This window comes from Kitasatospora sp. MY 5-36, from assembly GCF_001182915.1.
GTDB lineage: Bacteria > Actinomycetota > Actinomycetes > Streptomycetales > Streptomycetaceae > Kitasatospora.
On the sequence record NZ_LFVW01000177.1, the window covers coordinates 1 to 12,211 of the forward strand.

General features: G+C 73.6%; 10 protein-coding genes. 4 read left to right on the plus strand and 6 right to left on the minus strand.

Translation table 11 applies throughout. The annotated features are described in order from the left end of the window. The 4 genes from AE652_RS13230 to AE652_RS13245 form a co-directional block, all read left to right on the plus strand. Positions 1–1,122, plus strand: a 1,122-nt coding sequence (locus AE652_RS13230) for an NtaA/DmoA family FMN-dependent monooxygenase (RefSeq protein WP_049651520.1), incomplete at its 5' end; no start/stop codon positions are given. Between the two features lie 37 nt (positions 1,123–1,159). After that, entirely contained in the window at positions 1,160–1,705 is a 546-nt protein-coding gene (locus AE652_RS13235) for a flavin reductase family protein (RefSeq protein ID WP_082345695.1), read from the plus strand. Then, entirely contained in the window at positions 1,698–2,123 is a 426-nt protein-coding gene (locus AE652_RS13240) for a riboflavin kinase (protein WP_049651521.1), read from the plus strand. Before AE652_RS13235 ends, AE652_RS13240 begins: the two co-directional genes overlap by 8 nt. Before the next feature lie 244 nt (positions 2,124–2,367). After that, positions 2,368–3,096, plus strand: a complete 729-nt coding sequence (locus AE652_RS13245) for a nicotinamide mononucleotide transporter family protein (protein ID WP_049651522.1) — start codon at positions 2,368–2,370, stop codon at positions 3,094–3,096. Between the two features lie 80 nt (positions 3,097–3,176). Here AE652_RS13245 and AE652_RS13250 read toward each other — a convergent pair whose 3' ends face one another. The 6 genes from AE652_RS13250 to AE652_RS13275 all read right to left on the minus strand — a co-directional run. Next, positions 3,177–4,838, minus strand: coding sequence for an ABC transporter ATP-binding protein (locus AE652_RS13250; RefSeq protein WP_234348364.1), 1,662 nt, complete (start codon positions 4,836–4,838; stop codon positions 3,177–3,179). Positions 4,839–4,906: 68 nt separating this feature from the next. Next, on the minus strand, positions 4,907–5,896 hold the full coding sequence (locus AE652_RS13255; RefSeq protein ID WP_049651523.1) for an ABC transporter permease: 990 nt from the start codon (positions 5,894–5,896) through the stop codon (positions 4,907–4,909). Continuing rightward, the gene (locus AE652_RS13260; protein WP_082345696.1) at positions 5,893–6,957 is read right to left on the minus strand and encodes an ABC transporter permease; all 1,065 of its coding nucleotides are present in this window, start codon (positions 6,955–6,957) and stop codon (positions 5,893–5,895) included. The genes AE652_RS13255 and AE652_RS13260 overlap by 4 nt, the downstream gene beginning before the upstream one ends. Before the next feature lie 32 nt (positions 6,958–6,989). Then, complete coding sequence (locus tag AE652_RS13265; RefSeq protein ID WP_049651524.1) at positions 6,990–8,711, minus strand: ABC transporter substrate-binding protein; 1,722 nt, start codon at positions 8,709–8,711, stop codon at positions 6,990–6,992. Between the two features lie 511 nt (positions 8,712–9,222). Then, positions 9,223–10,638, minus strand: a complete 1,416-nt coding sequence (locus tag AE652_RS13270; RefSeq protein WP_049651525.1) for a DUF6519 domain-containing protein — start codon at positions 10,636–10,638, stop codon at positions 9,223–9,225. Positions 10,639–10,693: 55 nt separating this feature from the next. Then, positions 10,694–12,211 (minus strand): hypothetical protein (locus AE652_RS13275; RefSeq protein WP_049651526.1); only part of this gene is annotated, 1,518 nt, incomplete at its 5' end.

The window sequence follows — 12,211 nt, forward strand, 5'->3', positions numbered from 1 at the left end:
ACCCTCGACCTGCCGCGCCTGGACCCGTTCGTGATCGCCTCGGCCCTGCTCGCCAGCACCACCGACCTCGGCCTGGTGGTGACCGGCTCGGTGCTGGTCGAGCCGCCGTACGCCTTCGCCCGCCGACTCGCCACCCTGGACCAGCTCTCCGGCGGCCGGCTCGGCTGGAACATCGTCACCACCGGCACCGCCGACACCGCCGTCAAGGCCTTCGGGATGGACATGGTGGCGCACGACGACCGGTACCGGATGGCCGAGGACTTCCTCGACCTGGTCTACAAGTACTGGGAGGGCTCCTGGGAGCCCGACGCCCTGGAGAAGGACAAGGCCGGCCGCTTCGCCGACCCGGCCAAGGTCCACCTGGTCGAGCACGACGGCCCGTACTTCCGCTCGCAGGGCTACGGCAACACCGCCCGCTCCCCGCAGGGCACCCCGGTGCTGTTCCAGGCCGGCGCCTCCCCGGCCGGGCGCCGCGTCGGCGGGCGGCACGGCGAGTGCATGTTCGTCGGCAGCGGCACCGTCCAACAGCTCGCCGGGCACACCGCGGCGATCCGCGAGGAGGCCGTCCGGGCCGGCCGCGGCGCCGACGAGGTCAAGGTGATGTCGGCGTTCTCCTGCGTGATCGGTGCCACCACCGCCGACGCCGAACGCCGCTGGCAGCGCGTCCTGGACGCCCAGCGCCCGGAGGTCACCGTCGCCAGCTACGCCATGTTCACCGGCCTCGACCTGTCCTCGTACGTGCCGGACACCCCGATGGCGGAGCTGTCCACCGAGATGTCGCAGACCCAGGTCGCCCGGTTCGCCGACAAGACCGTCGGCGACGTGCTCGCCGACTGGCACACCCACGGCGTCGGCGCCCGCCCGGTGGTCGGCACCGCCGAGGAGATCGCCGACGAGATCTGCGCCCTGGCGGAGGGCGCCGACCTGGACGGCTTCCTGCTCTCGCCGACCGTCCAGCCCGCCTCCACCGTCGAGTTCGTCGAGTCGGTGCTGCCGATCCTGCGCGCCCGCGGCGTCTTCCGCGGCGAGTACGCGGAGGGCGAGTCGCTGCGCGAGCGGCTGACCGGCGCGTCCGACCGGGCGCTGCCGGCCAGCCACCCGGCCGCGCGGTACCGGCACTGACCCCCCCCGCACCGGCGACGAGAGGACGGCGACGACCATGGTCACTCCCGCCCACCACCCGACCGCGGCCGCGGCGAGCGCCGCGGAGCGGCCCGACCGGGCCGAGCTGGACGGCGCGGCGCTGCGCCAGGCGTTCGGGGCCTACCCCACCGGGGTGGTCGCGCTCGGCGCGCTGCGCGACGGCGAACCGGTCGGGCTCGCGGTCAGCTCCTTCGTGTCGATCTCGCTGGAGCCGCCGATGGTCGCGGTCAGCGTGGCCCGCACCTCCACCACCTGGCCCCGGCTGAGGGAGGCTCCGGAGCTGGGGCTGAGCGTGCTCAGCCGCGGCCAGGGCGCGCTCTGCCGGCGGCTCGCCTCCCGCGCGGGCGACCGCTTCGACGGCACCGGCTGGCAGGCCACGCCGGACGGCGCGGTGCTGATCCACGACGCGGCGCTCTGGCTGACCGCCCGGGTACACGCGGTGTACGACGGCGGCGACCACGAGATCGTCCTGCTGGAACTGCTCACCGTCGAGCTGTTCCCCGGGGTGGAGCCGCTGGTCTTCCACACCAGCCAGTTCCGTGAGCTCACCCCCCATGGCTGACACCCCGACGGCCCCCCTGTCCGGCACCGTGGTGCACGGTGCCGGCCGGGGGAGGGGGCTGGGCTTCCCCACCGCCAACATCGCCCCCGACCCCGGCACCCCCGCCCCGCCGCCCGCGATCTACAGCGGCTGGCTGGCCCGCCGCGCGAGCGGCACCGTGCACCGCGCGACGATCAGCGTCGGCACCAACCCCACCTTCTGCGACACCTCCGAGATCCACACCGAGGTGTACTGCCACGACACCCCGGGCGACCTGTACGGCGAGCGCGTCGAGCTCTGGTTCGTCGCCCGGATCCGGGGCACCGAGCGGTTCGCCTCCGTCGACGAGCTGCTGCTCGCCGCCCGGGAGGACGTCCGCCGCTCCGAAACCCTGCTGGACTCCGAGCACGGACGGCACGTGCTCGCCGTCCTCTCCTGAAGCGCCTCTCCTGAAGCGTCCTCTCCGGAACCGTTCTCTTCTGAACCGTTCTCTTCTGAACCGTTCTTTTCTGATCCGCCCGCACCACCTCTTCGCACCGTCCTTCACCTGCCCGGCGCGCGCCCCCGCTTCCCCCGCGACCCCGCGTCCCGCGCCACGAGCCCGGTCGGCCCCGCACCCCCCGCTTCGGCGGGGCCGACCGCCCCTTCCCCCACCTCGCTCCGCACGAACAAAGGTGTGAGTCATGAGCGCGTTCCACTGGTTGAACGAGCAGTTCGACTTCTTCGGCCTCCCCGTCTACTGGTCCGACTTCCTGGGCAACATCCTGGCGCTCGCCACCGTCTGGCTCGCCCTGCGGCGCTCGCTGGTGGCCTGGCCGGTGCAGATCCTCGGCTCGGTGCTGCTGCTGATCGCCAGCCTGAACGTGCACCTCGGCGGCAACGCCGCCCGGCAGATCGTCATCATCGTCTCGGCCTCCTGGGGCTGGGCGACCTGGAAGCGCAGCCGCGAGCAGGAAGGCACCATCAACGTCCGCTGGGCGTCGTGGCAGGAACGCGCCGTGCTGGCGGCCGCGATGGTGGCGGGGACGGCCGCGTTCGGCGCGGTGCTGAAGGGGACGGACGCCTCGTTCTACCCCGGGGCGCCGTGGTGGATGGTCCTCGCGGACGCCTGGATCTTCGTCGGCTCGATCCTCGCCATGTACAGCCAGGCCCGCCGCTACGTGGAGTTCTGGTTCGTCTGGCTGGCCGTCGACCTGGTGGGCGTGCCGCTCGCGGTCCACTCCGAGCTGTACTTCTCCGGCATCGTCTACGGGATCTTCTTCGTGATGGTGGTGCTCGGCATCCGCGACTGGGCGTCCCGCAGTAGGCCGCAGGAGATCGCCTCGCCGCTGGAGCCCGCCGTCCTGGTCGAGGGCCGGGACGAAGGCCGCGCGGGTGAAGGCACCAACTCCAGGGTCACCAAGACCAACTGATGATTCGTCATGAATCTGTACGCGACCGCCCGGCCCGGGCCGCACCCCGCGAGGTGCGACCCGGGCCGGGCGGTCGACGGTCAGGCGCCGGCGGAGGCCAGGCGGGCGTGGCGGCGGGCGGTCGCCTCGGCCGGGTCCAGGACCGGCACGGCGGCCAACAGGCCCTTGGTGTAGGCGTGCTGGGGGGAGTCGTACACCGTGTCGGCGTCGCCCTGTTCCACGATCCGCCCGGCCCGCATCACCGCGACCCGGTCGCTCACCTGCCGGACCACGGCGAGGTCGTGGGCGATGAAGACCAGCGCGAGGCCGAGGTCGCGCTGCAACTCGCCCAGCAGCTCGACCACCTGGGCCTGGGTGGTGACGTCCAGCGCGGAGACCGGTTCGTCGCAGACGATCAGCCGCGGTCGGGGTGCCAGCGCGCGGGCGATGCCGACCCGCTGCCGCTGCCCGCCGGAGAACTCGTGCGGGTAGCGGTGGTACCAGTCGGCGTCGAGCCCCACGCGTTCGAGGAGTTCGCCGACCTGGCTGCGGATGCGGCGCTCGTCGCTCTCCCCGGCGATGCGCAGCGGGTCGGCGATGGACTCGCCGATGCTGCGGCGCGGGTTGAGCGAGGACACCGGGTCCTGGAAGACCATCTGCAACTCCCGCCGGAGCGGGCGCAGTTCCTTCTCCCCGAGCGCTCCGATGTCCCGGCCGCGGTAGTGCAGCCGGCCGCCGGTCGGCTCCAGCAGCCGGACGAGCATCCGCCCGAGCGTGGTCTTCCCGGAACCGGACTCGCCGACCACGCCCAGCGTCTCGCCGGCCCGTACGGTGAGCGAGACGCCGTCCACGGCGGTCACCGGGCCGGTGCGCCGGGTGAGGCCGCCGCGGGTGGCGAACTCCCGGCGCAGGTCGACGGCTTCGAGTAGCACGTCATCCCCGACGGGCCCGGCCGACCTGGTCGGCTCGGCCGACTCGGCGGGCGCGTCGACCCGGGGCACCGCCGACAGCAGCGCGCGGGTGTACGGCTCGCGCGGAGCGCCCAGCACCTCGGCGACCGGCCCGTGCTCCACGGCCCGGCCGTCCTTCATCACCAGCACCCGGTCGACGCTCCCGGCGACCACGCCCAGGTCGTGGGTGACCAGGACCAGCCCGGCGCCGGTCTCGGCCCGCAACTCGTGCAGCAGGTCGAGGATCTGGGCCTGGACGGTGACGTCCAGCGCGGTCGTCGGCTCGTCGGCGACCAGCAGCCGCGGCTCGCAGGCCAGGGCCATCGCGATCAGCACCCGCTGGCGCATGCCGCCGCTGAACTCGTGCGGACGCGACCGCGAGCGCCGCGCCGCGTCGGCGATGCCCACGCGGTCGAGCACCTCGACGGCCCGGGCCCGGGCGTCCCGTCGGGAGACGTCCCGGTGCACCCGTACGACCTCGGCGATCTGGTCGCCCACCGCGTAGTACGGGTCGAGGGCGGAGAGCGGGTCCTGGAACACCATGGCGGCCAACCCGCCGCGCAGGCGCCGGAGTTCGTCGCCCTCGGCGGTGACGGCGTCGACGCCGGCGACCCGCACCGAGCCGCCGATCCGGGCGCCGGTGCCGCGGTGCAGGCCGAGCAGCCCGTAGGCGACGGTGCTCTTGCCGGAGCCGGACTCGCCGACGATGCCGAGCGCCTGCCCGGCCTCCAGGGTGAAGCCCACGCCGTCGACGGCGCGGACGTGGCCGTCGCCGACCGGGAAGTCGACGACCAGGTCCCGGACGTCGACCAGGGCCTCACCGCGGGCTTCGGCGGCCCGGGGTTCGGGGCCCCGGGGCTCGGGGCTCAGGGTTCCGGCGCTCACGTCAGGACCACCCTTCGGTCGGTCACCGCGTAGAGCACGTCCGCGATGACGTTGGCGAGGACCACGAAGAACCCGGTGACGAGGGTGAGGCCGACGACGGTCGGCAGGTCGATCAGGCCGACCGAGGTGACCAGCAGCTTGCCGAGCCCCGGGAGGCCGAAGAGCGACTCGGTCAGCACGGCGGACCCGAACATCGTCCCGAGGTCGATGGCGGTCAGCGCGATCACCGGGGTGAGCGCGCCGCGCAGCGCGTGCCTGGTCACCAGGTGCCGCTCGCTGACGCCGTACGCCCGGAAGGTCCGGATGTGGTCGTCGGCGAGGGTCTCCAGCATGGAGGAGCGGGTCAGCCGGGCGTACTTCGCGGACTCGATGAGCGCGAGCGAGACCCAGGGCAGCAGCAGTCCCCAGAACCACTGCTGCGGGTCCTCGGTGAGGGGCACGTAGCTCGGGAACGGCAGCCACTGGAGCTGGGCGCACAGGACGATGAGCAGCACCAGGCCGATGACGAAGACCGGGATGGAGCTGCCGGCCAGCGTCAGCGCGGTCAGCAGCCGCTCGCTGAGCCGGCCCCGGCGCAGCGCGGAGACCAGCCCGGTGCCGACCCCGAGGACCAGCCAGAGCACCATCGCGCCGAGCGCCAGCGAGGCCGTCACCGGGAGCCGGGCGGTGATCATGTCGGTGACCTGCTCGCCGCTGCGGTAGGAGATGCCCAGGCAGGGCGCCTGGCAGTGCAGCAGGCCCGTCCCGGCGCTGAAGTCGCGGCCGGCGACGACGCCCTGGAGGAAGTGGGCGTACTGGAGGTAGACGGGCGCGTCGAGGCCGAGCCGTTCGCGCACCTGGGCGACCTGGGCGGGGCTGCACTTCTCGCCGCAGGCGAGCTGGGCCGGGTCGCCGGGGGCGATGTAGAAGACCGCGTAGACGACCAGGGAGAGGACGAGCAGGACGCCGAGCATGCCGACGGCCTTGCGGAGCAGGAAGCGGGTCATGCGGTGGCCTCCTCGGAGGGGCCCCGGCCCGTGCTCGACGGACCGGCGCTCGACGGAACGGCACCCGAGGGGCCGGCCTTCGACGGACCGGAGCCGCCGCGCGCCGTACCGACCCGCAGCCGGGAGGCCGCACGGGGGTCGAGCTCGGTGCGGACGGCGTCGCCGAGCACGGTGAAGGCGAGCACGGTGGTGAACAGCAGCGCGGAGGGGAGCAGCACGTACATCGGGTCCGCGCGGAACCAGGTGGTCGCCCCGGAGAGCATCTGGCCCCACGAGGAGGTCGGCGGCTTGACGCCCACCCCGAGGAAGGACAGCCCGGCCTCGGCGACCACGTTGGACGGCAGCAGCACCGCCGCGTAGGTGATGACCGGCGCGGCCAGGGACGGCAGCAGCTCCCGGCGGGCGATCCGCCACCGGGTGGCGCCGGCGAGCCGGGCCGCGGCCACGTAGTCGAGCTGCCGGAGGCTGAGCGTCTGCGCCCGGACCACCCGTGCGGTGCCGGCCCAGCCCAGCAGCCCGATGACCAGGGTCAGCAGCAGCGGGCGGGGGAAGCCGGGGGGCACGACCGCCATCAGCGAGATGGCGAAGACCAGCGTGGGCAGCGCGAGCATCACCTCGGTGGTGTTGCCGATCAGCTGGTCGAGCCACCGGTTGCCGAGGCCCGCGGCGAGGCCGAGCAGGACGCCGATCGCGACCTGGACGAGGGTGGCGCCGACGGCGACGAGCAGCGAGATCCGGGCGCCGTGCACCAGTCGGGCGAACACGTCCCGCCCGGTGCCGGGTTCGACGCCGAGCCAGTGCTCGGCGCTGACGCCGCCGAAGGAGCCGGTGGGCACCCCGCCGGCCGCCGAGTCGAGCAGGTCGTTGTGGTAGCCGGTGGGGTCCTGGCCCTCGATCGCGCTGAGCAGCGGTGCCGCCGCGGCGATCAGGACGAGCAGGACGATGACGAGGCCGGCGGTGAGGGCGGCGCGCCGCGCGAGCAGCCGCCGCCACACCTGTGGTCCCCCGGCGGCCGGGGAGGCCGCGGGGGCCTCCCCGGCTCGGGGTTGCTGTGGAGCCATGGTTGTCCGATCGATCCGTCCGGTCCCGTCCGTTACTTGACCGCGACCTGGGAGATGTCGAGGACGCCGGTCCAGTCGCTGATGACGATGTTGCGGACGTCCTTGCCGGACAGCCGCTTGTAGACGGGGTGGAACAGCGGGACGGTGAGGGCCTGGTCGCCGATCCGCTTGTCCAGGGCGCCCCAGCGCTTGGCGGCCTCGGCGTGGTCGGTGATCTTGTTGATCTGGTCGATCTCGTCGTTCACCGAAGGGTCGTCCAGCTGCGCGGAGTTGAAGTTGTAGCCGTCGGTGACGATCTGCCGGCCGTCGAAGATCGGGGCCAGGAACGGGCCGCCGGACGGCCAGTCGGCGCCCCAGCCGGAGAGGAAGAGGCCGGGCTCGGTGCCGACGGTGTGGATCGTCTTGGAGTACCGGGTGGAGTCCAGGGCCTCCAGCTGGACGGTGATCCCGGCGGCCTTCAGGCCGTCCTGGACGGCGGCGGCCAGGTCCGGGCCGTAGCCCTTGCCGGTGGCGCTGGAGTGGGTGAGCGTGATGGTCAGGCCGTCCGGGTAGCCGGCCTCCTTCAGCAGCTCCCTGGCCTTCGCCGGGTTGCCCGTGGCACCGGCCGGGAACGGGTCGTACGGCGTGTACCCGAAGGTCTCCTGGGCGGGCAGGTAGGTGGTGGCGGCCTCGGCGAGCGAGGAGCCGCCGGCCGCGTTGACGACCGAGGTGCGGTTGATCGCGTAGGCGACGGCCTGCCGGACCTTGGGGTCGTCGAAGGGCTTGACCTTCGGGTTGAACGCCAGGTAGTTGACGTAGCCGAAGTGGCCGGTGCCGACGCGCGCGGCGAGCGACTTGTCGTCCTTCACCTGGGCGAGCTCGGAGGGGCCGAGGTTGGTGTCGGTGGTGACGGCGGCCGCGTCGGCGCCGGTGCCGGCGGAGAGCCGCTGGTTGATCACCGCAGGGTCGAGCCCGGACTGCACGTCGATGGTGTCCGGGTACGCCTTGCGCTGGTCGTCCGTCGCCGCCGACCAGTTGGGGTTGCGCTTGAGGACGAGGTGGGCGCCGTCGTTCTCGTTCTTGACGACCTGGTAGGGGCCGGAGGAGACGGGGTGCTCCTGGTACTTCGTCCCGGTGTCCTTGGCCTTCGGGACGGGGGCGAACTGCGTCTGGGTGGCGAGGTAGGGGAAGTCGCCCTCGGGCTTGTTGAGACGGAAGACGATGGTCTTCTCGTCCGGCGTCTCGATGGCGTCCAGACCGCGCGCGTCCTTGTACGGGCCCTGGTAGTCCGCGGCGCCGACCAGCCAGTCCCTCAGGAACGGTGCACCGCCCGAGAGTTCGGGGGCGAATGACCTTTCGATGCCGTACTTGATATCGGCCGTGGTGATCGGCGAACCGTCCTCGAACGTCAGGCCGTCCTTGAGGTGGTACGTCCACACCGTCGCGCCCTCCGACGGGGTGCCGGTGTCGGTGGCGAGGTCCGGGACGACCTTGGTGCCGGCCGCGCCGTCGGCCCGGTTGCGGGTGGTGAGGGTGCGGAAGATCAGGGACGGGACGTTGCCGCCGCCGGAGGTGTAGAGCCGCGCGGGGTCGAACTGGTCCTGCGGGTTCTGGTTGAGGACGGTGAGGGTGCCGCCCTGCTGCGGCGCGGCGTCCTTGCCGGAGCCTCCACCGCCGTCGGCCTTCGGTCCGCACGCCGCCAGCCCGACGACCAGTGCGACGGTGACGGTCGCCGTGGCGAGGCGGCGAGGGGTGAAGGTGGTGGTTCGAGACATCGGAAAGGGGGCCTTTCGCTACCGATGGTGTACGGAGGAAGGCGGGCGACAGTGAGGCCTGGGAAAAGTGAGCGGCACCGCGCCCGCAGCAGGGGGCGACGCCCCGACGCGGCGATCACCGCTAAACGCGTCGGGACAGGGCGGATTCAGCGACAGAGATTGTCGGAAACGCAGTGCGCGGCCACGCCGATCAGCGCCAGCTCGATGGCGGCGCACGTGATCGGGTGACGGTCAGACATGCCGAGAAGAATGTATGACGATAAGGAGGATGTCAAAAAGCCCGACCACCATTCGGACAACACGTGAACACCGCGAACACCGGGGGCACCGGGAACACCACGAACACCGCGAACACCGGGAATGTCCGCGACGTATCGGTGGGATGGCCGATGTGCGCGGGTGGGGGGCGTGGCCGGTTCACATTTCGCCGTCGACGCCCCCACCCGGGCCCGTTGCCGTCGGCTCGAGGACGCCGACGGCCCTGCCGCGCCCGCCGTCGCGCCCCGGCCGATCAGATCTCGGAGCGGGCGGTGGCCGTCAGCGGGGCGAAGGTCTGGCGGAGGTCGACGACGGTGGTCGGGCCCTTCACCCAGGCGAGCGGGGCGTGGTGCACCCGGACCCCGGCCGGCTCCTGGAGCAGCGCCTCCCCGGCCGCGTTCCGCGGCCACTCCACCGACCCGGTGGCGGTGCGGGCGGGGACCAGCCAGTAGTCCCCCCGGGTGTAGGCGCCGCCCGGCCGGAAGTACACCTGGACGCCGTCCTCCAGGTCGAGCCAGGCGCCCTCCGCGAGCTGCAGGGCGCCGCCGGCCAGGGGCAGGGCGTCCCGGCCGCGGGCCTCCCGGTGGTCCCAGCGGCGCAGGAAGGGGTGGAGTTCGGCCAGCCGCCCGACCCCCGGGACCGGCTCGGCGGACAGCCGCACCCGGCGGCCCGGCAGGTCGATCTCCTCCACCTGGAGCAGGTTCGCCGCCTCGTCCCGGCTGACGTACGCGCTGTCCGCGACCTCGACCCGGTCGCCCACCGAGAGGCCGAGCTTGTCGTCGTCGCCCAGCGTGTCCAGGGCGACCCAGACGCCCTCGACCGAGGCGATCGGGAGGACGACCGAGCCGTTCTCCCGGGACCACTTGAAGGTGGCGCCGCCCTCCGCCGATCCGCCGTGGTGGACCTCCACCCGGTACAGCTGGTTCTCCGGGCCCCGGTAGCCGGCCTCGGGGTGCGCCAGGCACGGGTCCTCGCCGGCCCGCTCCGGCCGCCGGGCCCGCGCGGCCAGCCAGGAGGAGGGCCGCTCGCGGGGCGCGGCCCAGGCGTCGAAGGCCTCCAGCACCCGGGACGGACCGCCGTCCGGCACGTTCAACTCCGAGGCGGGAAGGGCCAGTACCTGCCAGACGACCTTGGCCCGGGCCGCCGTGTCGGGCATCGCCGCGCCGAGCGCGACCTCGCGGATCTCCGGGTCCTCCACGGCGGTGACACTGCGCTCCCAGACCTTCAGGTAGACCAGGAACGGGAACGCGTCGGGCAGCCGGTCGCCGGGGCGCTCCTGGTCCCGGTAGGCGTCCGGCTGGTCCCAGTACGTCCAGCCGGCGGGCGCCTCCCGGGCCTCGGCGCCCCAGACGCCGTCGTCGGGCACGGCGGTGCCGGGCCCGGGCCGGTCGGCCTCGCACAGGACGCCGTCCACGTAGTACCGGCCGCCGCCGATGGCGAGGTCGTCCAGGTCGTGGTTGCCCGGCAGGTAGCCGATCGCGAACCCGGCCGCGCCGGCGGGCCCGCCGCGCCGGCCGATCAGGTCGGTGGCGAGCGTGCGCAGCTGGTGGCGCTCGATCGCGGCCTGCTCGTTGGCGTCGGCGTCGAGCTGGACCCGGCCCTGCTGGGTCAGCACCGCGGAGTAGTGCCTGCCGGGCCGGAAGGTCAGGCGCGAGAAGTCTGCGTGCACGGGGTCCCTCTCACAGTCAACGGTATTTAGCTGGTTGGGAGTTGCTCAGGGTCGGTCAGGTGGCGAAGAAGAGGCCGGCGTCGGTGCCGGCCGGGGTGTACTCGGCCAGCCGCGCCCGCAGGTTGTCCTCGCGCTGGGGCTGGAACAGGTCGTGGAAGGCGCCCAGTTCGGAGCGGTCCTCGGCGCCGCGGGTGATCTCCGGCGCGCAGCCGGCGGCCGGCCGGCCGTAGCCGGGCGTGCCGTACCGGAGGCTGGTGAAGAGCGGGCGCACCCGCTGCGCCTCGGTCTCGCGCAGCCGCTCGGCCCGCGCCGGGTCCAGCTCGCCGCGCTCGACCAGCTCGGTCACCGCCGAGCGCACCCGGTCGGGCTGGCACTCGTACCGGCGGGGGGGGCGCGAGCCCGGGGGCACGTAGCAGAACCGCAGGCAGCCGAGCGAGCGGCGGGCCACCCGCATCCGGCCGGTGAAGACGCTGTCCTCGGCGATCCGCACCGCGTGGGTGTGCACCTCGCCGACCACCGTGGAGCGGTGCGCGTGCAGCACCGCGTAGGCGTGCTCGCAGTCGGGCCCGGAGAGCGCCGGGCGGTCCGGCCCGGTGGCGTCCAGGATGCTGTCGGCCAGGTGGATCTCCAGCGGGTCGTCGTCCACCTCGTCGCCGACGACCTGGATCGTGCCCAGGATGCTGCGCTCGATCCGCACGCAGGCCGTGGTGTGGTCCAGCACCAGGCTGGGCTCCTGCGGCGCGTGCGGCTCGCAGTGCGGCTCCAGGGACCAGCCCGGCACCAGGGTGCAGTGCCGCAGCGTGACGGAGGCGAGCGGCCCGGTGACGTTGACCCCGCGACCGGTGACCAGCAGGCCGTCCAGGACGAGCCGCCCGCCCGCGCAGGTGCCCCGGACGTTGAGCGCGTCCGGCCGGTTGCTGTACCAGTCGAGCAGCCGGATCACCGGCCGGGTGCCCTCGGCGGCGCGCAGTTCGAGCCGGTCGTCGGCCTCCAGGTCGAAGTCCAACTGCTCCTGGTAGGCGCCGCTGTGGGTGATCTCGATGACGGCGGAGCCGCCCGCGGTGCCGTCCCGCTGGTCGGCGCGCCACTGCTCGTACGCGTCGTTGATCCGCTCGAACGGCCGGCCGGGGCCGACCTGGTAGAGCGTCCGGTGCCGGGACTCCGGGCGGTCGCGCGGGTACTCGCCGCCGCCGGTGTCGTCGCCGAACGCGTAGTGGTAGTCGACCCAGACGCCGCGGCGCGGGGCGGAGCGGGCGCCGAAGGCGATCCGGCCGAGCAGCGGGTCGACGGCGACCTGGCCGCGCTTGGGCCGGTACGTCCAGTCGGTCAGGTCGGCCACCACGATCTCGGCGGGCGGGACGGGCTCCGGGGAGCCGTCGCGCCAGATGGCGAAGCTCTTGCCGGGCCCGTAGTAGTCGGCCGTGCGCTCGGCCAGCTGCCGGCGCCGGATCGGGGCCGGCACGGTGTCGGCCGTCGCGGGGTGCGCGCCGGCCGGCCCCGGCTCGGGCCGGGTGACCAGCGGGGCGTCGTTGCCGAGGACGGAGAAGGTGAAGAGGTTCCTGGCCCGGTCGAC